The 23,478-nt window shown below is 67.9% G+C and carries 25 protein-coding genes, 1 tRNA gene and 1 pseudogene; 19 read left to right on the top strand and 8 right to left on the bottom strand.

Annotated features, from left to right (window positions below):
* From AC07M9_RS19175 to rplL, 4 genes and pseudogenes are all read left to right on the top strand, one after another.
* A pseudogene (locus AC07M9_RS19175) lies at positions 1-633 on the top strand (hypothetical protein); the annotation flags it as partial.
* A 164-nt stretch (positions 634-797) separates the two neighbouring features.
* Positions 798-1,967 carry a low temperature requirement protein A gene (locus AC07M9_RS19180; RefSeq protein ID WP_494885997.1) on the top strand — a complete coding sequence of 390 codons (1,170 nt, stop codon included), beginning with the start codon at positions 798-800 and terminating at the stop codon, positions 1,965-1,967.
* Between the two features lie 296 nt (positions 1,968-2,263).
* Entirely contained in the window at positions 2,264-2,779 is a 516-nt protein-coding gene (gene rplJ, locus AC07M9_RS19185) for a 50S ribosomal protein L10 (protein ID WP_494885998.1), read from the top strand.
* 85 nt (positions 2,780-2,864) lie between these two features.
* On the top strand, positions 2,865-3,236 hold the full coding sequence (rplL, locus tag AC07M9_RS19190; protein ID WP_494886000.1) for a 50S ribosomal protein L7/L12: 372 nt from the start codon (positions 2,865-2,867) through the stop codon (positions 3,234-3,236).
* A gap of 80 nt (positions 3,237-3,316) precedes the next feature.
* Here the strand turns inward: rplL and AC07M9_RS19195 are convergent, their stop codons facing one another.
* On the bottom strand, positions 3,317-3,751 hold the full coding sequence (locus AC07M9_RS19195) for a nuclear transport factor 2 family protein (RefSeq protein WP_494886002.1): 435 nt from the start codon (positions 3,749-3,751) through the stop codon (positions 3,317-3,319).
* Positions 3,748-4,173, bottom strand: coding sequence for a c-type cytochrome (locus AC07M9_RS19200; RefSeq protein ID WP_494886003.1), 426 nt, complete (start codon positions 4,171-4,173; stop codon positions 3,748-3,750). The genes AC07M9_RS19195 and AC07M9_RS19200 overlap by 4 nt, the downstream gene beginning before the upstream one ends.
* Before the next feature lie 146 nt (positions 4,174-4,319).
* On the opposite strand from AC07M9_RS19200, the gene AC07M9_RS19205 reads away from it, so the two are divergent.
* From AC07M9_RS19205 to AC07M9_RS19220, 4 genes are all read left to right on the top strand, one after another.
* A complete protein-coding gene (locus AC07M9_RS19205; protein WP_494886004.1) occupies positions 4,320-5,747 on the top strand; it encodes an MATE family efflux transporter in 1,428 nt (475 codons plus the stop codon).
* 181 nt (positions 5,748-5,928) lie between these two features.
* Complete coding sequence (gene groES, locus AC07M9_RS19210) at positions 5,929-6,216, top strand: co-chaperone GroES (protein WP_494886005.1); 288 nt, start codon at positions 5,929-5,931, stop codon at positions 6,214-6,216.
* Positions 6,217-6,336: 120 nt separating this feature from the next.
* Positions 6,337-7,980, top strand: coding sequence for a chaperonin GroEL (gene groL, locus AC07M9_RS19215; protein ID WP_494886007.1), 1,644 nt, complete (start codon positions 6,337-6,339; stop codon positions 7,978-7,980).
* A 352-nt stretch (positions 7,981-8,332) separates the two neighbouring features.
* The gene (locus AC07M9_RS19220; RefSeq protein ID WP_494886009.1) at positions 8,333-9,352 is read left to right on the top strand and encodes a serine hydrolase; all 1,020 of its coding nucleotides are present in this window, start codon (positions 8,333-8,335) and stop codon (positions 9,350-9,352) included.
* Positions 9,353-9,662: 310 nt separating this feature from the next.
* Here the strand turns inward: AC07M9_RS19220 and AC07M9_RS19225 are convergent, their stop codons facing one another.
* Positions 9,663-9,989 (bottom strand): hypothetical protein, encoded by a 327-nt coding sequence (locus AC07M9_RS19225; RefSeq protein WP_494886010.1) that lies wholly within the window; start codon positions 9,987-9,989, stop codon positions 9,663-9,665.
* 202 nt (positions 9,990-10,191) lie between these two features.
* Here AC07M9_RS19225 and polA point away from each other — a divergent pair, with 202 nt between their 5' ends.
* The 4 genes from polA (at position 10,192) to AC07M9_RS19245 (ending at position 15,016) form a co-directional block, all read left to right on the top strand.
* Positions 10,192-13,038 (top strand): DNA polymerase I, encoded by a 2,847-nt coding sequence (gene polA / locus AC07M9_RS19230; RefSeq protein WP_494886012.1) that lies wholly within the window; start codon positions 10,192-10,194, stop codon positions 13,036-13,038.
* A 117-nt stretch (positions 13,039-13,155) separates the two neighbouring features.
* Positions 13,156-14,304, top strand: a complete 1,149-nt coding sequence (locus AC07M9_RS19235; protein WP_494886014.1) for a mechanosensitive ion channel family protein — start codon at positions 13,156-13,158, stop codon at positions 14,302-14,304.
* 225 nt (positions 14,305-14,529) lie between these two features.
* On the top strand, positions 14,530-14,736 hold the full coding sequence (locus AC07M9_RS19240) for a cold-shock protein (protein ID WP_007683743.1): 207 nt from the start codon (positions 14,530-14,532) through the stop codon (positions 14,734-14,736).
* A 67-nt stretch (positions 14,737-14,803) separates the two neighbouring features.
* Positions 14,804-15,016, top strand: coding sequence for a hypothetical protein (locus AC07M9_RS19245; RefSeq protein WP_494886016.1), 213 nt, complete (start codon positions 14,804-14,806; stop codon positions 15,014-15,016).
* A 33-nt stretch (positions 15,017-15,049) separates the two neighbouring features.
* Here AC07M9_RS19245 and AC07M9_RS19250 read toward each other — a convergent pair whose 3' ends face one another.
* From AC07M9_RS19250 to infA, 3 genes are read right to left on the bottom strand one after another with little or no spacing between them, the layout of a single operon-like run.
* Positions 15,050-15,367: a hypothetical protein gene (locus tag AC07M9_RS19250; RefSeq protein WP_494886018.1), complete on the bottom strand. Its 318-nt coding sequence runs from the start codon at positions 15,365-15,367 to the stop codon at positions 15,050-15,052.
* A gap of 34 nt (positions 15,368-15,401) precedes the next feature.
* Positions 15,402-15,566 carry a hypothetical protein gene (locus AC07M9_RS19255; RefSeq protein WP_494886020.1) on the bottom strand — a complete coding sequence of 55 codons (165 nt, stop codon included), beginning with the start codon at positions 15,564-15,566 and terminating at the stop codon, positions 15,402-15,404.
* A 36-nt stretch (positions 15,567-15,602) separates the two neighbouring features.
* Positions 15,603-15,869 (bottom strand): translation initiation factor IF-1, encoded by a 267-nt coding sequence (gene infA, locus AC07M9_RS19260; protein WP_007683736.1) that lies wholly within the window; start codon positions 15,867-15,869, stop codon positions 15,603-15,605.
* 334 nt (positions 15,870-16,203) lie between these two features.
* Here infA and AC07M9_RS19265 point away from each other — a divergent pair, with 334 nt between their 5' ends.
* From AC07M9_RS19265 to AC07M9_RS19275, 3 genes are read left to right on the top strand one after another with little or no spacing between them, the layout of a single operon-like run.
* On the top strand, positions 16,204-16,374 hold the full coding sequence (locus tag AC07M9_RS19265; RefSeq protein ID WP_494886022.1) for a hypothetical protein: 171 nt from the start codon (positions 16,204-16,206) through the stop codon (positions 16,372-16,374).
* Positions 16,374-16,670, top strand: a complete 297-nt coding sequence (locus AC07M9_RS19270; RefSeq protein ID WP_494886024.1) for a hypothetical protein — start codon at positions 16,374-16,376, stop codon at positions 16,668-16,670. Before AC07M9_RS19265 ends, AC07M9_RS19270 begins: the two co-directional genes overlap by 1 nt.
* A 9-nt stretch (positions 16,671-16,679) precedes the next feature.
* The gene (locus AC07M9_RS19275; protein WP_494886026.1) at positions 16,680-16,973 is read left to right on the top strand and encodes a hypothetical protein; all 294 of its coding nucleotides are present in this window, start codon (positions 16,680-16,682) and stop codon (positions 16,971-16,973) included.
* A 125-nt stretch (positions 16,974-17,098) separates the two neighbouring features.
* On the opposite strand, the gene AC07M9_RS19280 is transcribed toward AC07M9_RS19275, so the two are convergent.
* Both AC07M9_RS19280 and AC07M9_RS19285 read right to left on the bottom strand, forming a co-directional pair.
* The gene (locus AC07M9_RS19280) at positions 17,099-17,770 is read right to left on the bottom strand and encodes an RlmE family RNA methyltransferase (protein ID WP_494886028.1); all 672 of its coding nucleotides are present in this window, start codon (positions 17,768-17,770) and stop codon (positions 17,099-17,101) included.
* The gene (locus AC07M9_RS19285; protein WP_494886030.1) at positions 17,767-19,101 is read right to left on the bottom strand and encodes a Ppx/GppA phosphatase family protein; all 1,335 of its coding nucleotides are present in this window, start codon (positions 19,099-19,101) and stop codon (positions 17,767-17,769) included. The genes AC07M9_RS19280 and AC07M9_RS19285 overlap by 4 nt, the downstream gene beginning before the upstream one ends.
* A gap of 158 nt (positions 19,102-19,259) precedes the next feature.
* Between AC07M9_RS19285 and AC07M9_RS19290 the strand changes: the two genes are divergently transcribed.
* From AC07M9_RS19290 to AC07M9_RS19305, 4 genes are all read left to right on the top strand, one after another.
* Positions 19,260-19,333, top strand: a tRNA-Gln gene (locus tag AC07M9_RS19290).
* A 291-nt stretch (positions 19,334-19,624) separates the two neighbouring features.
* Complete coding sequence (locus tag AC07M9_RS19295) at positions 19,625-20,800, top strand: hypothetical protein (protein WP_494886031.1); 1,176 nt, start codon at positions 19,625-19,627, stop codon at positions 20,798-20,800.
* A 124-nt stretch (positions 20,801-20,924) separates the two neighbouring features.
* Positions 20,925-22,115, top strand: a complete 1,191-nt coding sequence (locus AC07M9_RS19300; protein WP_494886033.1) for a sulfotransferase family protein — start codon at positions 20,925-20,927, stop codon at positions 22,113-22,115.
* Positions 22,112-23,143: an alcohol dehydrogenase catalytic domain-containing protein gene (locus AC07M9_RS19305; RefSeq protein WP_494886034.1), complete on the top strand. Its 1,032-nt coding sequence runs from the start codon at positions 22,112-22,114 to the stop codon at positions 23,141-23,143. Before AC07M9_RS19300 ends, AC07M9_RS19305 begins: the two co-directional genes overlap by 4 nt.
* Positions 23,144-23,478: the final 335 nt, after the last annotated feature.

Raw genomic sequence — 23,478 nt, forward strand, 5'->3', positions numbered from 1 at the left:
GCCGCTGACGGCGCGCTGGCCGAAGGCGCGGTGCCGCCCGCGGCCCCGGCGCCCGTCCGCGCCGATGCCCCGCCGCCGTCGGCCGCAGCCGCCCCCGCGAACGAGGGCAGCGACCTGCCGATCGCGGGCATCGCCGGCCTGCTCGCCGCACTGGGCATCGCCGGCCTTGGTATCGCCGCGATGCGCCGCCGCCGCGAGCCGCGCCCCGACGAGGTCGCATATACGCCGGAGGAACTGGCCGAGGAACCGGCTCCGGTCGTGGATGTCGCCCCGGCGGTCATCGGCGGCACCTTCGTCGAGGAGCCCATGCGCCCCGCCATGCCCGCCGCCTACGCACCCAGCCCCATGGCGGCACGCTCCGCCTCCGCCGTCCTCGCCGCCACGCCGCTGCCGGAGACCGCGGAGGAGCGCAGCGACCTGCTCGCCCGCATGGCCGATGCCGCGCCGGACGAGGACAACCCGTTCACCTCGCGCAAGGCCCGCATGCGCCGCGCCCGCCTCCAGCTGCAGCACCGCGAGCATCAGGAAGACCTGAAGGCGCAGGCCCAGCCCTTCGATTTCCGCAGCTACAGGCCGTCGAACCAGACCACCGGGCAGCCCACCCCTGCCAAGCCCGACCTGATCGACGCCTGACCCGCCGGCGTCACGCCCGGCACTGCGGGGCGGCTCCACCCGGAGCCGCCCCCTTTTTCGTGCGCTCCCCGTGCAGACCGGTGCTCGCCTTCACGGGGACAGCACTTGCCCTCCGGCCATGCGCCCCCCTAGATGGCATGCAAGCCAAGGGGGAACGGCAGGACATGACCACGAAACGCGAGCTACGGCTGTTCCGCGCGCGCGATCCGCACGAGAGCCACAGGGTGTCCACCCCGCTCGAACTGCTGTTCGACCTCGTCATCGTCATCGCCGTCGCTTCCGCCGCCGAGGGGCTGCACCACGCCGTCGCCGAGGGCCATGCCGCGAGCGGTGTGCTCACGTTCGCGATGGCCTTCTTCGCGACGTGGTGGGCCTGGATGAACTTCACCTGGTTCGCCTCGGCCTACGACAACGACGGGCCGGTCTACCGCCTCATCACCTGCTGGATCATGGCCGGCGCGCTGGCGGTGGCGGGGGGCGTGCCGCGCATCTTCGCGGGGCTCGACCTGTCGCTGGCGATCGTCGGCTACATCGTCATGCGACTCGGCATGATCGCGTTCTGGCTGATCGCGGCGCGCAGCGATCCCGGCCACCGCGCCACGGCATACGGCTATGCGGCGGGGATCGCGCTGGTGCAGGTCTACTGGACGCTGGCGCTCATGGTCTTCCGGCCCGACGCGCCGAACGCGGTGATGGGCCTCTTCGCGCTCGGCGTCGTGCTCGAGATGGCGGTGCCCCCGATCGCCGAGCGCCGGGGCATGACGCCCTGGCACCTCCACCACGTCGCCGAGCGGCACGGCCTGTTCGTCATCATCGTGCTGGGCGAGGTGCTGCTCGCCAGCGCGGCGGCCTTCACGCTGGCGGACGGGACGGCGGGCGATCCCGCGCGCCTCGTGGTGCTGGCGGTGTCGGCTCTGGCCATCACTTTCGCGATGTGGTGGCTCTACTTCTCGCAGGAAGGGCCGCTCGACCACGCGGTGTTCGGCAGCGCGTTCCGCTGGGGCTATTCCCACGCGGTGATCTACGCGAGCGGCGCGGCGACCGGCGCCGGCTTCGCGGCGGTGATCGACGGCGCGGCGGGCGGGAGCGGCCATCACGCCTCGCCGCTGGCCGGCAACCTCGCGGTCGCCATACCGCTGGCGCTCTACATGACGGCGCTATGGTTCGTGCGCGACCGGCTCGTGCTGACGGGCAAGGGGCGCAATATGCTGCTGCCGTTCGCCGCGGCCGTGATCGCGATGGCCCATGCGGGAGAGATCGCGCTGCCCGGCATGGCGATGCTCACCGTGCTCGCCGTCTACGCGCGCAGCCGGGTGCAGTGCCGCCAAGGGTGACGCAAGGTTGACTCGGGCGCCCGTTTGCGCCATTGGCCCGCTCCGACCGATGGGATGATTCCCGTCGTTCAGCCGTCCGAGACAGCTGCTGGGGGTTTCCCCCTTAATCCGCAGCCTAGGCGGGGACAGAGAAATCCACGGCCCCCAGCTCCTTCGAGCATGGTGCCAATTTCGTGCTCCGGCACGATGCTCCTTCCCCTTCGAACGGAATCGCCCGGTGCGCTCGTCAGAGCACGCCGGACTACGTAGCCGGCTGCGGGAGGTCTCCTTTCGCAGCCATTGTGAAGGAGTAAGGCATGGATCGTTCGCAGAAAGCCGAATCGGTCGCCCAGCTCAACGCGGTCTTCTCCGAGGCCGGCGCGGTGGTCATCACCCGCAACCTCGGCATGACGGTGGCCCAGTCCACCGCCCTGCGCGGAAAGATGCGTGACGTTGGTGCGGACTACAAGGTTGCGAAGAACCGTCTTGCCAAGCTTGCCATCGCGGACACCGACTATGTCGGTCTCGCCGACTTCCTGACCGGCCCTACGGGTATCTCCTCTTCGGTGGACCCCGTTGCAGCCGCCAAGGCCGTCGTCGAATTCGCCAAGACGACCGACAAGATCGAGATCGTCGGCGGCGCGATGGGTTCGCAGGTTCTGACCCCCGAAGGTGTCAAGGCGCTCGCCTCGATGCCCTCGCTCGACGAACTGCGCGCCAAGCTCATCGGCCTCGTTCAGGCTCCCGCGACCAAGATCGCCCAGCTCACCACCGCTCCGGCGGCCAAGCTGGCCCGTGTCTTCGCCGCGTACGCCGAGAAGGAAGCCGCCTGAGCCCAAGCTCAAGCAGCACGTTTCTAACGATTTATCCCGTTGCCGCATGAGGCGGTGACGGGACCACAGATCAGGAGTTATTATCATGGCCGACATCGCCAAGCTTGTTGAAGAACTGTCGACGCTCACCGTCCTCGAAGCCGCCGACCTCGCCAAGGCCCTCGAAGAAGCATGGGGCGTCAGCGCCGCTGCTGCCGTCGCCGTTGCCGCCCCTTCGGGCGACGCTCCGGCCGCTGCTGAAGAGAAGACCGAATTCGACGTGATCCTCACCGGCGACGGTGGCAAGAAGATCCAGGTCATCAAGGAAGTCCGCGCCATCACCGGTCTGGGCCTCGCTGAAGCCAAGGCTCTTGTCGAAGCGGCTCCCAAGGCCGTCAAGGAAGGCGCGACCAAGGCTGAAGCCGAAGACATCAAGGCGAAGATCGAAGCAGCCGGCGGCACCGTCGAGCTCAAGTAATCTTCGCTCCGGTCCCGACCGGACGAAACAGGAACGGGCGGCTCCGCAAGGGGCCGCCCTTTTCGTTTGGGCCGTGCGCGTCAGCCGCCGTGGAGCACGCTGTCCGGGCTGATCCACAAGGTGCGGGGGCGGCGGTTGGCGATCAGCCACCGGCCCTCCTCGCGGGCCAGGCGATCGACGTAGAAACCGTTGTGGTCGAGCCCGGCGGCGCTGGTGACCATCCAGTAGGTGCGCGCGGTGGCCTCGTCCGGGCCGGTGAAGTCGACATGGCAGGTGGTCAGGTGGTGGCTCACGAAACCGGGCGCGGCGCCGGTCGGCGCGGGGATTACCGAGGGCGCCTTCATCCAGGCCCGGATCGCCTCGCGCCCCGCGATCGCGCCGCCCTGCAGGTCGAGCACGCCGCCGCGCGTATAGCTCTCGGCATAGGCGTCGGCCCTGCGCGCGTCGCCCGCCTGGGTACAGCGCGAGAGCAACTGGTGGATTTCGGCCAGTGCGTGGACCTCGTCCGCCGTCACTTCAGCGTTTCCAGATAGTCGATGATCGCCTTGCGCTTCGCCGGGTCTGACACCGGGATCACCATCTTCGTGCCCGGCACCATCTTCATCGGACCCTGCAGCCAGGTGTCGAGGCTGGCGCGGTCCCAGACGATGCCCGAGGCCTTCAGCGCCGGGCTGAACGCATAGCCCGGCGCCGCGCCCGCCTTCGACCCGACGACGCCCGCCAGCGTCGGCCCGATCCCGTTCTGCCCCGCCTGCGTCGAGTGGCACGAGCGGCACACCATGAACGCCGGCGGCGCCGGGTCGACCATCGCCGAGGACGTCGCCGGTGCGGGCGAGGCGCCGGGCGTGGCGGTGTCGTCCGGGGCGCTGCCGCCGCAGGCCGCGAGCAGGACGGTCAGGGGAAGCGCCAGCGCCATTACCGTGCGGGTCGTCGTCATGAGGGGACATCTCCTTGCCTGCGCGGGGTAATATACAAGGCCGAGGAAGGGAAGCAGGCCGGGGGCCATCGCGCCGGGTCTTCATCGCCACCCCCTCTCAGGAATCGCTTCCCAGCCCGCGCTCAAGTCCCTATCGCGCGCCACAAATGCGGGAGAGCCACAAGATCCATCCGTTCCGTGCCGAACTCGGCGCCACCCTGCGGCTCGCGGGGCCGCTGGCGCTGGCGAACATGCTGCAGATGGCGGTCTTCGCGGTCGACGTGATCTTCGTGGCGCGGCTGGGGCAGGAATCGCTCGCGGCGTCGAGCCTTGCCGTGGCGATCGTCGCGGTGGTGATGATGGGGCTGAACGGCGTGACCGGCGCGGTCGCCCCGCTGATCGCGGCCGAGCTCGGGCGCCGCCGCAATTCGGTGCGCGAGGTGCGCCGCTCCACGCGCATGGCGCTGTGGCTGGCGGTGCTGCTCGGCTTCGTCGCCGTGGCGATATGTTTCGCGGGCGAGACGATCATGCTGGCGACCGGGCAGGACCCGCACGTCGTCCAGCTTTCGGGCGGCTTCATTCGCATCGTCTCGCTGGCGCTGGTGCCGATGGCGATCTCCAACGTGCTGCGGACCTTCGTCTCGGCGCTGGGCCGTCCGGTCTTCGCGACGGCGATCACGGCGCTGGCGATCCTGGTGAACGCGTTGGGCAACTACGCGCTGGTGTTCGGCCACTTCGGCCTGCCCGCGCTGGGCCTCGACGGATCGGCGAGCGCGAGCGTCATCACTGCCTGCATCACCGTGCTCGCCTATGTCGTCGCCATCCGCACCGACCGCCAGCTGCGCCGCTTCCACGTCTTCGGCCGCTGGTGGCGGCCCGAGTGGACCCGCCTGCGCCAGATGCTGAGCCTCGGCCTGCCGATCTCCGCGACGCTGATCGCCGAGGGGGGACTGTTCAGCGGCGCCGCCTTCCTGATGGGCCGCGTCGGCGAGGCGGAACTGGCCGCGCACACCGTGGCGCTGCAGATCGCCGCCTTCGCCTTCCAGGTCCCCTTCGGCATCGGCCAGGCCGCGACGATCCGCGTCGGCTACCACTTCGGCGCGGGCGACAGGGACGCGATCGGCCGCGCGGGCTGGGCCGCGCTGCTCATCGGCATGGCGTTCGTCTGCGTCTCGGCGCTCGCCATGCTCGCGTTCCCGCGGCTCGTACTCGCAGCCTATGTCGATGTCTCCGATCCCGCCAATGCGGTGATGGTGAGCCTGGCGCTGCAGTACCTCTTCGTCGCCGCCGTGTTCCAGCTGACCGACGGGCTGCAGGCAGTCGCCGCCGGGGTGCTGCGCGGGGTGCAGGATACGCGCATTCCCGCCGTCATCGCCATCGTTGGCTACTGGGCGGCAGGCTTCGCGACCTCGGTGGTATTGGGGCTCTACACCCCCCTGCGCGGCGTCGGCGTGTGGATCGGCCTCGCGGTCGGCCTAACCGTGGCGGCGGTGCTGCTGCTGGCGCGCTGGCACTGGCGCGGACGGTTCCACCTGATCCCCGAGTCGGGGCATCCCCGGGTGTCCGCGCCCGTGGTCCACGCTGTCATCGGCTAGTCATCCAGCCCGCCCATCTTCCTGCGATACCGCTTCGGCGCGAAGCCGGACCAGGACCAAATTTTTCTGCTAGGTCCCGCTTGACGCCTCCCCGGGGTCAGACCATATCCAGCGCCGTTGGCACTCCCATGAGGTGAGTGCCAACCCAGTTTTCAGTTCGTTGGATATAGGGAGAACCCCAATGACTTTCCGCCCGCTGCACGACCGTGTTCTCGTGCGCCGCGTCGAGGCCGAAGAAAAGACGGCCGGCGGCATCATCATCCCCGACAGCGCCAAGGAAAAGCCGGCTGAGGGCGAAATCGTCTCGATCGGCACCGGCGCCCGCGCCGAGAACGGCACGATCACCCCGCTCGACGTCAAGGTCGGCGACCGCGTCCTGTTCGGCAAGTGGTCGGGCACCGAGGTCAAGGTCGGCGGCGAAGACCTGCTGATCATGAAGGAATCGGACATCCTCGGAGTGATCGGCTGAGCCGATCGCGCAGATCCTGATGACAATCAGGATCGTGATGTTCCTTCACGACCTATCTGGGCGCTGACCCGCCCGCGATCCCAGCTTTCGCTGGGATGACGAACCAAAAGGAATTCTACAATGGCAGCCAAGGAAGTACGCTTTTCGCGTGACGCTCGCGAGCGCATTCTCGCCGGTGTCGACATCCTCGCCAACGCCGTCAAGGTGACCCTGGGCCCCAAGGGCCGCAACGTCGTCATCGACAAGAGCTTCGGCGCCCCGCGCATCACCAAGGACGGCGTCACCGTCGCCAAGGAAATCGAACTCAAGGACAAGTTCGAGAACATGGGCGCGCAGATGCTGCGCGAAGTGGCCTCGAAGGCCAACGACAAGGCCGGCGACGGCACCACCACCGCGACCGTGCTCGCCCAGGCGATCGTGCGCGAAGGCATGAAATCGGTTGCCGCCGGCATCAACCCGATGGACCTCAAGCGCGGTATCGACCTCGCGGTCCTCAAGGTCGTCGAGAACCTCAAGGCGCGTTCGACCCCGGTCGCCGGTTCGGCCGAAATCGCCCAGGTCGGCATCATCTCCGCCAACGGTGACGTGGAAGTCGGCGAGAAGATCGCCGAAGCCATGGAAAAGGTCGGCAAGGAAGGCGTCATCACCGTCGAGGAGGCCAAGGGCCTCGAATTCGAACTCGACGTCGTCGAGGGCATGCAGTTCGACCGTGGTTACCTGTCGCCCTACTTCGTGACCAACCCCGAGAAGATGACCGTCGAGCTCGAGAACCCCTACATCCTCATCCACGAGAAGAAGCTGTCGTCGCTCCAGGCGCTGCTCCCGATCCTGGAAGCCGTGGTGCAGTCGGGCCGTCCGCTCCTCATCATCGCCGAGGACATCGAGGGCGAGGCTCTGGCCACGCTCGTCGTCAACAAGCTGCGCGGCGGCCTGAAGATCGCAGCCGTCAAGGCTCCGGGCTTCGGCGATCGCCGCAAGGCCATGCTGGGCGACATCGCCACGCTGACCGCCGGCGAGATGATCTCGGAAGACCTCGGCATCAAGCTCGAGAGCGTCACGCTCGGCATGCTCGGTGAAGCCAAGAAGGTCACGATCGACAAGGACAACACCACGATCGTCGACGGTGCCGGTTCGCACGACGAGATCAAGGCCCGCGTCGAGCAGATCCGTTCGCAGATCGAAGTCACCACTTCGGACTACGACCGCGAGAAGCTCCAGGAGCGTCTTGCCAAGCTGGCCGGCGGCGTTGCCGTCATCAAGGTCGGCGGCGCTTCGGAAGTCGAAGTCAAGGAGCGCAAGGACCGCGTCGACGACGCTCTCCACGCGACCCGCGCTGCGGTTGAAGAAGGCATCGTCCCCGGCGGCGGTACGGCCCTGCTGTACGCAACGCGCGCTCTCGACGGCCTGACCGGTGCCAACGAAGACCAGACCCGCGGCATCGACATCATCCGCAAGGCGATCACCGCGCCTGTGAAGCAGATCGCCGAGAACGCCGGCAGCGACGGCGCTGTCGTCGCCGGCAAGCTGCTCGACGGCACCGACGAGCAGATCGGCTTCAACGCCGCGACCGACGTCTACGAGAACCTGAAGGCCGCCGGCGTCATCGACCCCACCAAGGTCGTGCGTACAGCGCTCCAGGATGCGGCTTCGGTCGCCGGCCTGCTGATCACCACGGAAGCGGCGATCGTCGACCGTCCGGAAGACAAGCCCGCGATGCCCCCGATGGGTGGCGGCATGGGCGGCATGGGCGACATGGGCTTCTAAGAAGCACATGGCGCAGGCGGGGAGCCAGCCTCCCCGCAACCAGCCTGACCACGAATGCGAAGGGCCGGAAGCAGCGATGCTTCCGGCCCTTTCGTTTTGGGGAACGCCGTCTGACGGCGGCCCGAAGGGGCACGACGGAACCCTGAATCGCCAGAATCGTTCATCTGCGTGAAAGGAACGTGCGGATTAGGGAAATTGGCGCATACTGGATGCGCTTCGTCGCTAGTCAGTGGCGTTTTGTCGCCGCAACGTTAACCGCTTGGGAACTTGGACAACATAAGGTGGGGACTGCATGACCGGGGCAGACCGACTTCTCGCACGGTGCCGCACAGGCGCCGGACGCTTTCTTGCCATGGCAGCGATGGCCGCCGCGGCCACGCTCCTGCCGCATGCCGCGCAGGCACAGCAGATCCAGCCGATGGTCTCGCCCGTCGGCTCGCCCGTTCCGCGCGCCACCGATCAGGTGGTCGAGGTGCAGAACAGCTTCGACGACCTGTTCGGCACCGAGCAGCGCGGCCCGCGCAAGTACGCCTCGCCGTTCGGCCAGCAGCTCGCCGCCGCCGCCAACGCCTCGCAGGGGCGGATCGGCGTCGCCGCGATGGACCTCACCAGCGGGCGCATGGTCGACGTGCTGGGCAACCAGCGCTTCCCGATGGCCAGCACCAGCAAGATCGCCATCGCCGCGACCTTCCTCGAAGGCGTGGACAAGGGCAAGTGGAGCCTGTCGAGCGAGTTTCCCCTGATGGTCCCGGTCGGCTCGGCGCCGTTTTCCAGCGCCATCGCTCCGGTCCGCGCGGGCGAGTACATGACCGCCTCGCGCCTGATCGAGCTGATGATCACGCGCTCCAACAACTACGCCACCGACGCCCTGCTCAAGGTCGTGGGCGGCCCCAAGGCGGTCAACGCCTGGGTCGAGCGCGCCGGCATCGACGACTGGCACATCGACCGCGACATCGCCACGCTGGTGCGGGACGACGGCGCCATCGACCCCGCCCGCGTGGTCGACAACCGCGACAGCGCGACGCCCTACGCGATGGTCAAGCTGCTCTCGGGCATCTACCAGGGCAAGTGGCTGAGCCCGTCGAGCCGGGGCGTCATCATGGGCGCCATGAGCCGCTGCGTCACCGGCAAGCGCCGCATCGCCGCCGGCCTCCCGGCCGACGCCAGCGTCTCGCACAAGACCGGTTCGCTGAGCAACACCTCGAGCGACGTCGGCATCATCCAGACCCCCGACGGGCGCGTCTTCGCCGTCGCCATCTACGTCACCGGACAGGGCGGGCGCCCGGGCCGCGAGACCCGCATCGCCAACATCGCGCGCACCATCTACAACGGCTACCTCGCCGAAGGACCCACCCGCACCGCTGCGCGGTAACGGAATGCGCCTGCGCGGGGTTCCGGGGTAGGGGGACCGGAACGCTGGCTTGCCTGTTCCCTGCCTTACGCTTCCTCATAAGCCTCCGTCACCCCCGCGCAGGCGGGGGCCCCGCTGGCCTTGCGTCCCGCTCGAAAGAACAAGCGGGGTCCCCGCCTGCGCGGAGACGACGGGGTTTGTTGGATCAACTTATCAGCGCGGAACCGACGGAACAGATTCTCCGCCCTCGGTACGGGAGCGGGTCCGGGACATTTCAGACACAAAAAAGGGGGCCGCGCGGCCCCCTTTTCCGTCAACGATGCCCGAAGGATCAGTTGGTGTGCGGGTTGCCGTCGGTGTGATCGTCGAGTTCCTTGGCGACGTCGTTGGCGGCCTTCTCGGCGTCGTTGGCGATGTCGTCGGTGGTCTTCTCGGCGCTGGCGGCGGCGTCTTTGGCGGCGGCGCCGGTGTCGTCGGCGGCTTCCGAAGCCTTGTCGCCGACCTTGCCGAGCGCGTCGCCCACGTCGGTGGCGGTGGCGGAAAGGTCGTCACCGGCCGACGATGCGGCGGCCTCGGTCGCGTCCTGGGTCTTTTCCGAGCAGGCGCCCAGCGACAGGGCGGTCACGGCGGCGGCGGCGGCGAAAACGATCTTGCGCATAATTTTCTGTATCCCTCTTAGCTGCGATAAACTCGTCGGCGAACGCCGCGAGAGCCTCGTCGTCGGGCTCCCACCGTGGGTACGAGGCGTTGCGCGCCGTTTCAAGCGCCCCGCAGAAACTCCCAACGGTGCGCACGGTTCCTGTCCATTCGCATGCGACTGGCCTGCTGACGGACCCGCCGCGCGCTGCTAGGGATCGAGCATGGATTCCAAGCAGCACCTCTATCTCGTCGATGGCTCGGCCTACATCTTCCGCGCCTATCACCGCCTGCCGCCGCTCACCAACCCGGAAGGGACGCCGGTGGGTGCGGTCTACGGCTACACGACGATGCTGTGGAAGCTGGCCGAGGATCTCAACAAGGCCGACGGTCCGACCCACCTCGCGGTGATCCTCGATGCGTCGAGCAAGTCGTTCCGCAACGACATCTACGACCAGTACAAGGCCAACCGCCCGCCGCCGCCCGAGGACCTCGTGCCGCAGTTCCCGCTGATCCGCGACGCCACGCGCGCCTTCTCGCTGCCCTGCATCGAGGAGCTGGGCTACGAGGCGGACGACCTCATCGCCTCCTACGCCCGCGCGGCCACCGCGATCGGCTGGGACGTGACGATCGTCTCCTCCGACAAGGACCTCATGCAGCTGGTCGGCAAGTGCGGCATCGGCGGCGGCTGCGTCGACATGCTCGACACCATGAAGAACCAGCGCATCGACATTCCCGAGGTGCTGGAGAAGTTCGGCGTCCCTCCCGAGAAGGTCGGCGACGTGCTGGCGCTGATGGGCGATTCGGTCGACAACGTGCCCGGCGTCTTCGGCGTCGGCCCCAAGACCGCGACCAAGCTGATCCAGGACTACGGCGACCTCGAATCGGCGCTCGCCGCCGCGCCGTCGATGAAGAAGTCCAAGCTGCAGGAGCGCCTGATCGAACAGGCGGACCAGGCGCGGCTGTCCAAGGTGCTCGTCACGCTCAAGGAAGACTGCGCGCTGCCGATGCCGCTGGACGAGTTCAAGCTCGACGCGATCCCGCCAGAGCCGCTAGCCGCGTTCCTCGGCCGCCACGGCTTCACCAGCCTCCTGAAGCGCCTCGACGGCGGCACCGGGAGCCCCGAGCGCGCGACCCAGCTCAACCCGGCGAAGGCTGTCACTGCCGGGGCCGCCGCGCCCGCCGGCGAAGGCGCCGCCCGCCAGCAGTTGCCCGAATGGCCGGCGGTCGACCGGACCCTGTACGAATGCGTGACCACCGAGGCGCAGCTCGACGAATGGATCGCCCGCGCCGCCGCCGCCCGCCTCGTCGCCATCGACACCGAGACCTCGGCGCTCGACGCGATGCGCGCGGACCTTGCGGGCATCAGCCTCGCGGTGGGCGCCAACCAGGCCTGCTACATCCCGCTCGGCCACGGCGGCACCGACATGTTCGCCGAGAAGCCCGAGCAGATCCCGCTCGCCAATGCGATCGCCCGGCTCAAGCCGCTGCTGGAAAGCGACGCGGTGCTCAAGGTCGGCCAGAACATCAAGTACGACCTCAACGTCCTCGCCCGCCACGGCATCAACGTCGCGCCGGTGGACGACACCATGATCATCAGCTTCTGCATGGACGCGGGCCGCTCGCTCGACGGGATCGGCGGCGGGCACGGCATGGACGAACTGTCCGAGCGGCACCTGTCGCACACCACGCTGACCTTCAAGGACATCTGCGGCACCGGCAAGAAGGCGATCCCCTTCGGCGAAGTCCCGCTCGACCGTGCGACCCAGTACGCCGCCGAGGACGCCGACGTGACCTGGCGCCTGCACAGCCACCTCAAGCCGCGCCTTTCCTACGAAAGCGGGACACGCATCTACGAGCGGGTCGACCGCCCGCTAATCCCGGTGGTGGCGCAAATGGAGCGCCACGGCATCCGCGTCGACCGCGAGAAGCTGGCCGGGCTCTCCAGCCAGTTCGCCGAGGCGATCGGCGCGCTGGAGGCGGAGATCTTCGAGAAGGTCGGCCAGTCGTTCACCATCGGCAGCCCCAAGCAGCTCGGCGACATCCTGTTCGACAAGCTCGGCTACAAGGGCGGCAAGAAGGGCAAGAGCGGCCAGTACTCCACCGACCAGTCGATCCTCGAGGGGCTGGCGGCGCAGGGCGCCGAAGTCGCCACCAAGGTGCTCGAATGGCGCCAGCTCTCCAAGCTGCGCTCGACCTACACCGAGGCGCTGCAGGCGGCGATTAACCCAGCGACGCAGCGCGTCCACACCAGCTACTCGCTGGTCGGCGCGCAGACCGGGCGCCTGTCCTCGACCGACCCGAACCTCCAGAACATCCCGATCCGCACCGAGATCGGCCGTCAGATCCGCGACTGCTTCGTCGCCGAGCCGGACAACGTCCTGCTCTCGGCCGACTATTCGCAGATCGAGCTGCGCCTCGCCGCGCATATGGCCGACGTGCCGAGCCTCAAGGAAGCGTTTGCGGTAGGCGAGGACATCCACTCGCGCACGGCGATGGAGATGTTCGGGGTGGTCGACCGCGACACGCGCGGGCGGGCCAAGACGATCAACTTCGCGATCCTCTACGGCATCTCGCGCTGGGGGCTAGGCGGGCGCCTGGGCGTCCCCGCCGACGAGGCGCAGGCGATGATCGACCGCTACTTCGAGCGCTTCCCGGGCATCCAGCGCTACATCCACGAGACGCTGGAGAGCGTGCGCGCCAAGGGCTATTCGGAGACGCTGTTCGGCCGCAAGACCTGGTTCCCGCGCGTCAATTCCAAGAACCAGGCCGAGCGGCAGGGCTCCGAGCGCGCCGCGATCAACGCCCCGATCCAAGGCACCAGCGCCGACATCATCAAGCGCGCTATGGTGCGCATGGGCCCGGCGCTGGCGGCGGCGGGCCTCGGCCATGTGCGGATGCTGCTGCAGGTCCACGACGAACTTGTCTTCGAACTGCCCGAGGGCGACGCGGAGGCCGCCGCGCCGGTGATCCGGCAGGTCATGGCGGAGGCGGCGACGCCGGCGGTCAGCCTCGACGTGCCCTTGGGCGTGGAGATCGGCTTCGGGCTGAGTTGGGGTGCGGCGCACTAAGGAATGATGCGTGGCCCCCGATCCAACCGGGGGCCTCCATCCGCCGCACTGCCCGATTCCCGCGACAATCCGCGCGGTCTTCGGAACCTGCTGCACCGCAGCATCGTTCAGATCTTCATGATCGACCTCATCGAACGCTACATCACCGGTCTGCCCGACTGGGCAGAGCGGCCGCTGCTAGCGATCCTGGCGGCTCTGCTGGGCATGGTAATAGCGCTGGCCGTACATGCCGTGCTTTTCCGGGTGCTGGGGCGAATAGCGCGCGCCAGTGCCAGCGAATCGGACGATATCGTCGTCAACCGGCTGGAGCGGCCGACGCGCTGGGCCTTCGTCGCCTTCGGCATCGTCTTCGCCGCGCGCGAGACGCCGGTGCTGGAAGCGGTGTGGTCGCGCTTCGCCGGGTTCATCATGCCGGTCCTGACCGGCTGGGTCGCCATCGCGGTGCTGCGCGCCTTCGTCGAGGCCATGATCGTGCGCGCGGACATCACGGTGGAGGACAACCGCAACGCCCGCCGGCGGCGCACGCGGCTGTCTATCTTCGCGCGCATCGGCACGTTCCTGATCGTGTTCCTGACGATCGCCGGCGTCCTGGCCTCGATCCCCGGCGTCCGCGAGGTGGGCGTCACGCTGATGGCATCGGCGGGCGTTGCCGCGCTGGCGGTGGGCGCCGCCGCGCAGCCAGCGCTGAAAGCGCTCATCGCGGGCTTCCAGATGGCGATGACCGAACCGATCTCGATCGACGACGTCATCATCCTCGACGGCGAATGGGGCCGCATCGAGGATATCCGCACCACCTACGTCGTCGTGCGCCTGTGGGACGACCGGCGGCTGGTGGTGCCCTCCAACCGCTTCCTCGAGGACACCTTCCAGAACTGGACCAAGACGACCTCGCAGCTGCTCGGCACCGTGTTCCTCTATCTCGACCACGGCGTCGACATCGCCCCGATCCGCGAGGAATACACCCGCCAGATCACCGCCCACCGCCTGTGGGACAAGCGCGCACAGATCCTGCAGGTCACCGACTGCCGCGACGCGACGCTCGAGGTGCGGCTGCTGATGAGCGCGCGCGACGGGCCGATTCTGTTCGACCTGCGCGCCGAAATCCGCGAATCGATGATGGACTGGATCCGCCGCGAGATGCCCGAGGCGCTCGCCCGCCGCCGCCAGGTGCAGGTCGAGCCGATGCAGCTCGCCGCCGCGCCCTCGATGGTCGAGGCGATGGCCGGAGCAGCCCCTGCCAACAGCCTGGCTGGCACGCCGCACTGACCCCGCGCGGGAATTGCTGGGTTTAATTCGCAGTCCGTGCTATGCATAAGTCCGCTGACGTCGAATTTTGCGACGGTTTTCGGCAATATTGGGACTTTGCGCCGGAAATAGACTTCCTGCAATTCCTCCTTCTTGCGACGATTTCCTTTCACTAGACGACTTGACGCACGACCGTCGCCGCACCTTGCGCGCGCCGGAAATACCGTTTCTTGAAAGGAAACAGACATGCCGACAGGCGTCGTGAAATTCTTCAACACCGACAAGGGCTTCGGCTTCATTTCCCCCGAAGACGGCGGCGACGACAGCTTCGTGCACATTTCGGCCGTGCAGAACGCAGGCATGCGCACCCTCGAAAAGGACCAGCGCGTTTCCTACGAAGTCGAAGTGGGCCGCAACGGCAAGGCTTCGGCCGTCAACCTGCGCGAGGCCTGACGCGGGTATTCCGGGAGGCGGCATCCTGCCGCCTTTCGGTTTCACATCCTCGCCGGGAGACCCAGGTATGTCATTCAGCCGTGAATTCTGTGATGGCCGCGCTGTAGAGGCGGCCGAAGCCGCGTCCAACGCCAAGCTCGACAACGTCCGCGACCGCGAACTGCGGTCCGAAGCGGCATGGCGCGCCATGTCCGACCGCATCCGCCAGACCGAAGAGGCGCGTACCGCCCGCGAGGCCGCGCGCGGAACCGAAGATTCGGAGACCTCTGACAGCCTCTAGCTGCCGGGGGTTCGCTGCCGCGGGGGGCAGCTTTCAGCTGAAAACGGGAGAGGAGTCCGGCCGCAGCGAGCGGTCCGAGACGCTCCAGGCGCAGGCCATCGCCGCGCCGAACCTCAGGCGGTTGCGCCCGATGCGCAGCGCCATGTCCGCCGCCTGGTCCAGCAGGTCGGCGCGCCGGTCCCCGTCCGGCGTCTGCGACGCTTCGAACAGGACGGTCTGGTGTGCGGCATAGATCTTGTTGAGATCGATGGCGGCTGCTCCTTGTGTGGGCGGAAAGCTCCAGGCGGGAGCCGCGCATATGGAAAAGGCTCCCCGCGGGGAGCCCTGGAGGCCCTTTCCCGGCCTTGGCACGGGAAAGGGTTTGATCCTCTGGTCGGCCTTCTTTTCAGTCCACCATATCGGCGACCAGGTGACGAAGGTCTTCCCTGGTGAGCAGGCCCGGAGCCGAGTCCCGCATCGAAGCGGGAAGGCCGGCCTGGCGCGCGAACATGGTGGAAACGAAGGTGTTGGTCTTGGAGCGGCTGGTTCCGCCCGTGGTAATGGTATGCATATATTCCTGTAATCGCGGCCCCTGGCCGCTTCTGGTCTAGCGTCTGAAATTGCCGCGTCGCTGACCCGGACCAGCCTGGCCCGGCGTCCTTTCGCGAAACACGATGCGACCCTTGGTGAGGTCGTAGGGCGTCATTTCGACGTGGACGCGGTCGCCGACCACCGAGCGGATGCGGAACTTGCGCATCTTGCCGGCGGTGTAGGCGATGATCTTGTGTTCGTTGTCGAGCAGTACGGCGAAACGCCCATCGGGGAGGATTTCCTCGATGTAGCCTTCCATCGTCAGCAGTTCTTCCTTGGCCAAAGTCTTCAGTTCCGAAAAAATGCGGTGGCTCCCCGCCGGCCGATGCTCTGAAGCAAACGGCAAGCCTTGAAGCCAAGCAGCTAGAAAAGGGAGGCGAGGCCGCTGGTCGCGGCTGCACAACTGTCCCGTCGCAGGCGACGCAGCACGACGCATATAGTACAGGGTACGGAAAATTGCAACTTCCTAGCGTGTTGCCTCCGCACACGCGAAGCAGTGCCCGGCAGCGGCCTAGCCAGGACGGCCGAAGTGGCGTATGCCCGGCCCATTGCCGAGACGTTTTTGCACATCGGCGACTGAGAGACCCAACGAGCTCCCGCACCCAGGAGCACCGTCGATGGATCTCAACCAGCTTCTCTTCCACCATCAGATTGCCCTGATCCGGGACTCGGCGCAAGGCGCGGATCTGCCGGCGCCCTCGCGCTTCGACCTCGTCGTCCATTACGCGCGGCGCATCGGCCGGCTGCGCCGCGAAATGGGCGTATCCCCTTATCCGGCAGCCGCGTGATGCGCTTCGCCGACACGCTGGAACGCGGTCGGCGCGGAACCCCTGCGTCGGGTGGCCGACAGTGGGAAGCCTGCCCGCGTTCCTCTGATCGCTGCCGCCGGCGCGACGAAGTCTCTCGCCTGGCATTCCTGCTGCTCGGCGGTCGGCGCGCGGCGGGGGAATTTCTGAATCGTCCGTTGCCGGGCGTCACCGAGACGCCATTGGCGACCGCCATGCGTTCGGCACTGGGGCAGCTTCAGGTGAGCCTGCTCATCCGACGCTTCGCCGCCCAGGCCCATTCCCCCTACCCTTCCTGAGGATACCGCATGACAGGCCCTGAAGACGACAGCCCGCAAGACGACGCCCCCGAAAGCAAACCCCGGCGCACGCACTTCCGCCGTTCCGACAGGCCCAAACTGGCCCCCGATGCCGCCAGCCGGCAGGGCCGGGTGACCAAGCTCGCGCTCGAAGCGCTCGGCAAGGACGAGGCGATCGCCTATCTCAACCTCGACAGTGCCAAGCTCGGCGGCCGGCCGCTCGATCTTGCGACCGGCTCGATCGACGGCTTGAAGCAGGTGGAACTGGACATCGCATCGCGAACGGCGGGCGTGGGCGCGTAGGGCCTGTCGCGCAGGATGGGGACCGCCCGCGCGGCGGTGGTGGGGGGTAGCTGCCCCCTCCCCCTGCTGCGATCCCGGGCGGACACGCGCGAACGCTCGGCCCTGCGAACGTCCCGCGGCTTTGACTAGGCTTCCGGCTGTCCCTTGAAGCCCTTGGCGATCACGTACCACTCGGACGAGTCCTTGCGGCTCGCCGGCGGCTTGGCGTGCTTGACGCTGGTGAAGTGGCGCTTGAGCAGCGTCAGCAGTTCCGTGTCCGTACCCCCCGCCAGCACCTTGGCGACGAACGTGCCGCCCGGCGCCATCGACTGGATCGCAAAGTCCACCGCCGTCTCGACCAGACCCATCGTGCGCAGGTGGTCGGTCTGCTTGTGGCCCACGGTATTGGCCGCCATGTCAGACAGCACGAGGTCGGGCGGCCCGTCCAGCGCGCCTTCGAGCGCGGCGGGGGCCTCGTCGGCCATGAAGTCCATCTCGAAGATGGTGACGCCCTCGATCGGGTCGGTGGGCAGCAGGTCGATGCCGACCACCTTCGCCCTGGGCGCCTTCAGTCGCAGCACCTGGCTCCAGCCGCCCGGCGCGATGCCGAGGTCGACCGCGCGGGTCACGCCCTTGAACAGGTCGAACTTCTCGTCCAGCTCGATCAGCTTGTAGGCCGCGCGGCTGCGGTAGCCGTCGGCCTTGGCCTTCTTGACATAGGGGTCGTTGATCTGGCGCGTCAGCCAGCGGGCCGAGCTGGTCGTGCGCTTCTTGGCGGTGCGCAGGCGCTCGCCGGGGTCTTTGCCGGAACGGCTCATCTTGCACCTATTGCGTTGCGGACGGCATCGCCGGTGGCGCGGATGCCCGGCCCCCGGGAATGGCCGTGACTGTGGGAAGCGATCAGGCTACGCAGGATACCCTCGCGGATACCCCGGTCGGCCACGCCGAGGCGCGCCGCCGGCCAGAGGTCGAGGATCGCCTCGAGGATGGCGCAGCCGGCGACCACGAGGTCGGCCCGCTCGCGCCCGATGCAGGCGACCTCGCGGCGCTCCTCGATCGACATGGAGGACAGGCGCGAGGAGATGTCGCGCATCGATTCGGCGGGGACGATCAGCCCGTCCACCATGCGGCGGTCGTACTGCGGCAGTTCGAGGTGGAGGCTGGCGAGCGTGGTAACGGTGCCGCTGGTGCCGAGCAGGCGCAGCGGTCCGTCCTGGCTGGCGCTCTCGCGCGCCGGGCCGACGCGCTTGGAGAACGCCGCGAAGCTCTCCGCCACCAGGCTGTGCATGTGGCGATACCGCTCCAGCCGCTGCTCGCGCGTGGCGCCCTCGCCCCCGCAGCTCTCGGTCAACGAGACGACGCCCCAGGGCACGCTCTGCCAGTCGAGGATGCGCGGTACGGTGCCGGTGCTCTCGATCAGCACCAGCTCGGTCGAGCCGCCGCCGATGTCGAAGATCATCGCCGGGCCGAACCCGTCCTCGAGCAGGACGTGGCAGCCCAGCACCGCGAGGCGTGCTTCCTCACGCGCGCTGATGATGTCGAGCGCGATACCGGTTTCCTTACGGACACGCTCGATGAATTCGGGGCCGTTGACGGCGCGCCGGCAGGCCTCGGTCGCCACCGAGCGGGCGAGGTAGACGTTGCGGCGCATCAGCTTGTCCGCGCAGATGCGGAGCGCCGCGAGCGTGCGCTCCATCGCCGCGTCGGACAGCCTCCCCGACTGCGCGATCCCCTCGCCCAGCCGCACCACGCGGCTGAAGGCGTCGATCACCGTGAAGTTCTCGCCCGAGGGCCGCGCGATCAGCAGGCGGCAGTTGTTGGTGCCGAGGTCGATCGCGGCATAGGACTGGCGCGGCAGCGAACCCGGCGCGGGTTTCCCGGCCGGCGCGGCGTCTGCCGTCGCGGCGACGGGCACTGGCACCGCTGCCGGCGCGGGAGGCCCCGGCTCGGGCCGGGGCTGCTGTTCTGCGCGCGGCGCTTTGCCGGCCTCGGAGACCCGGGCGCCCTTTCGTGGGCGCGGCTTCGCCTTGGCTGTGCCGGCGGTCGGCGGGCCATTTGGCGTACCAGCCTTGCCCTTGCGACCTTTTCGCCGCCGTCCCGGGCGGCCCGACACTTCGACTTTCGCTGCCGGCGGATCGTGCTCCGCCATGATTATTGATCTCGTTCACATGTCATCCCACCGGATAGGTGGGCACCTGGCGCCGATGCTAACGCCCCGGAGGCAAAGGCACAAGGGCCGCGACTTTCAGACCATGCGCCAAGGCGCTTGACGCGAATCACGACTGGCTCTAGTGGGGCGCCCTCCGGTGCCCCGTCGTCTAATGGTAAGACTACGGATTCTGATTCCGTCTATCGAGGTTCGAATCCTCGCGGGGCATCCAGAGACTTCGGCCGTTGGTGTCGCACAGCGATTGGCCGGCCCTCCTGTTCCCTACAGATTTGCCTGTGAAGCACGCGCTGTGCCGCGGCGTTTTTGCGTCTTTCTCGGCATTGCCGCAGCGAGCGGCGTCGCCATGCGCGCGGCGTTCACGCACCCACCCCGCACGGACGATGTCGTCGGCCGACTGGCCACAGACAGCGCATTCGCGTCGGATACCGCGATCAAAGCCCTTCCGGATGAACAAAGATAGTATATGCTATCTATATGCAGCCGCCCGTGAGCAGGATCCGCCATGTCCGAAATTCCATCGTCCCTCCTTCCCCTGCTCGCGAATATCGAACGCGCGGTGGACAATCTGAAGGACACCTGGCGCCCCGATGATCCGGCGTACCGCGCCGATGTCTACCGCCAGACGATGACCAGCCTGTCCTACGCCTACTTCATGTATTTCCACGCGGACGCCGAGCATCCCGACTGGGCGCCGCTGTGGAACCCGGTCTTCACGCTCCAGCCCAATCCGGACGACATCTACGTCCAGTCGCCGATCCGGGGCGACCTGACCTACCGGGTCTCGGGCAACCGGGGCACCTGCCGCATCCTCTCCTTCACCACGCAGGCCGCGCTTTCGGGCACGGTGGACGAGATGCCGCGTCCGGGCGGCCACAACGAACTCGATACGAACGACCTCGGCATCGGCCTGGGCGAGGATTTTTCCATCATATTCAGTGCGACACGGCCCGACGGCTACGACGGCCACTGGGCGCCGATCGACCCGTCCGCGCGGGGCATGTACCTGCGCTACCGGATGTACGACTGGGCGGCGGAGACCGATCCGGTGCTCGCGATCGAATGCCTCGATCCGGTGCCTCCCAAGCCGCGCCTGTCGCCCGCGGACATCCTCCACCGCATCCGCGAGATGGCGAAGTTCCCCGCGCGCAAGACCGACCTCTACTACCCGATGCAGAACGGCGTGAAGGAGCGCGTGGGCTTCAACGTCTTCGAGCCGGTCCGCTACCCCGGCGCGCTGGTGAAGCAGACCTACTGGCCCGCCTGCTTCCAGCTGGAGGAGGACGAGGCGCTGATCATCGAGACCGAAATCCCGGCCCGCGCGCCCTACTGGAACATCCAGCTCAACGACCCGTACTTCAACGCGCTCGAATACGTCTACCGGCTGAGCAGCACCAACGGCGCCATGGCCACGCTGTCGGGCGACGGGAAGTATCGGGGCGTCATCGCGCTCACCGACCCCGGCGTGCCCAACTGGCTCGACCCGGCCGGCTATACCGAGGGCGGCATCTACGGCCGCTGGTACGACTGCGACAGCGAGCCGGTGCCGACGATCACGCGCGTCCGGCTGGCGGACCTGCGGCGGCATCTGCCTGCCGACACGCCGGTGGTCAGCCCCGGCGAGCGGGCCGAGGAAATCCGCCGCCGGGTCGTTGCCTGCCAAAGGCGGCGGCGATGGTGATCCCGCCCTGGCGGCACGCGCGCGGAGGCTGATTGGCCTTCCCACGACGCGACGTGCCCGTCCCCCTTCTCCGGATCCGCACGCCTACGCGTGAAACCCGCCTTCCTTGCCGACAAGGACCCTCATGGACCTCAGCTACGACCCACCCGAAGCTTTCCGGCATGCGCTCGGACACCTGCATGAGATCGTCGCGGCCGAGGTCGGCTCCGACGACTTCGGCCCGCGCGACTACCTGCCCGGCCTCACCGTGCTGCTGCAGTCGATGGACTACGACGCGCATTTCTCCGAAGCGGGGCGCCGCGCCGCCTGGGGCATGGTCATCGACGTGCTGCGCGGCCGCGCCCACGCCGTGCGGTCCATGAAGGACCATCCCGGCTTCGACGCAAGGCCGCTGCTCAGCCCGGTGGTCATCACCGGCGTACCGCGAACGGGCACGACCGCGCTCCACCGGCTGCTGGCGGTCGATCGCCGCTTCCAGGGGCTGCAGACCTGGCTGCTCGACAGCCCCATGCCGCGCCCTCCGATCGAGCAGTGGGACGACTACCCGCAGTTCCTCAGGACGAAGGCCGCGCTCGACCGGCACTACGCATCGGCGCCGGACGCCAAGGCCGCGCACTTCCGCGCCGCCGAGGAAGTCCACGAATGCTGCATGGTCATGCGCCAGTCCTTCGTGTCGAACCTGTGGTCCTGCGCATGGTCGGCGGCCACCTATGACGCCTGGTGGCAGTGCCAGGACGAGACCGCCGCCTACCATCACCTGAAGCGCTGCGTGCAATTGATCGGCAGCAACGAGCCGGACAGGCGCTGGCTGCTCAAGAACCCCGGCCACATCGAGCATCTCGATCTGCTCTTCGCGGTGTTTCCCGATGCGCGCGTGATCCAGACGCACCGCGATCCCGCCAGGGCGGTGCCGAGCCTGGTCTCGCTGCTGATGAACGTGAACAATTTCATGGAAGGCGATCGCCCGCAGCAGCGCGCGCAGACGCTGATGCGCCGGGAAGTGGCCAAGTGGGCCAATGCCGTGTGCAAGGCCGACGCGGTCAGGGCGGGCAGGCCGGATCAGGTGCTCGACATCGTCCATGCCGATTTCCACGCGCGGCCGATGGAGGTGGTCGAGGCGATCTATCGCTTCATCGGCATGGACATCCCCGCCGATACCCGGCTGGCGCTGCAGGCGCGGATCGCGGAGAAACCCGAGTTGCAGCACGGCACCCATCGCTATGCGATCGCCGCCTTCGGCATGACGGAGGAAGAGGCCCGCGCGCCGTTCGGCGATTATGTTCAGCGCTTCGATCTGGTGGAGAACGTACGATGAAGGCGGCGATCTATCCCGGAGCAGGCCGGCCGGTCGTGATCGAGACGCTCCCCGACCCCGAGCCCGGTCCCAACGACCTCGTGATCCGCGTCGATCGCTGCGGCATCTGCGGCACCGACCTGTCGATGACCCGGGGCGGGACGTGGGACTACGGAGCAGGCGTGCAGTTCGGCCACGAATACGCGGGCACCGTCGTCGCGCACGGTACGCAGGTCTCCCGCTGGAAAGTGGGTGAGCGGATCGCGGTGCTTCCCTCGGTCGCCTGCGGCGAGTGCGAACCGTGCCGCGCGCATGGCAACAACGTGCTGTGCCAGGCGAAACCCGGCAGCGCGATGGTGGGCTTCGCGGAATATGCCAAAGTCCCGGCCAGCGTCGCGACGCGGCTGCCGCAGACGCTGTCGATGGCGGACGGTGCCCTGATCGAGCCGATGGCGATCAGCCTCTACGGAACGCGCATGGCCCGGATCGCGCCGGGCGAGCGCGTCGTCGTGCTCGGCGGCGGCACCGTGGCGCTTTACGCGATCTACTGGGCGCGGCGGCTGGGCGCGGGCCGCATCGTCGCCATGTCGCGCTCGCCGCGCCGCAAGGCGCTGTGCCTCGACATGGGCGCCGACGCCTTCGTGGCCTTCGGCGACACCGAGGCGGGCGACGTCGTCGAAGCGCTCGGCGGCGCGCCGCAGGTCGTGCTCGAATGCGTCGGGGCGGAGGGTATGCTGATGAAGGCGGTGTCCCACGCCGCGCCGTTCGCCCGCATCGTCAGCCTTGGCTTCTGCACCGCGCCCGACCCGGTCATCCCCGCCCTGGCGAGCTACAAGTGCGTCTCGATGCAGTTCGCGGTCGGCTATTCCATGAAGGAATTCCTCTACATCGCCGAACTGCTCGACCGCGACCGCCTCCACGGCGGCGGCCACGTTGACCCCAGGGCGATCGTCAGCGCGCAGGTCGGCCTCGCACAGATGCCGGCCATGTTCGAGGCTCTCCGCGGCGGCGGCACCGAAACCAAGGTCCACGTGTGCATGAGCGACTGAGCGCGAGCGGCCGGGCCGCCGCCGCCGCTCACTCGGTGCTGTCGGTCTTTCGCCACTTGCCGCGACTCACGCGGCGGATCGGCGTGCGGCAATACTGACACGTGCCAACATAGGTGAAGCCATCCCAGTGCGCTGCCCGGTTCGCAGGCCTATGGATATTCAGGCGACACACGACCATCCGCCGAAACAATGAAATCATTACGACTTTATCCTCAACGCGCTGCGACCCGCAGGGTAGTATTATTACCTAATTATTCCGTTCCGCATTCTTGTCCATCCTTCTTCGCCGTTGCAGCAGAATGTTTTTGCAACAGGCGCTTCCGAAGCGCGTTGCG

Source organism: Novosphingobium sp. GW821-FHT09E05 (assembly GCF_059416165.1).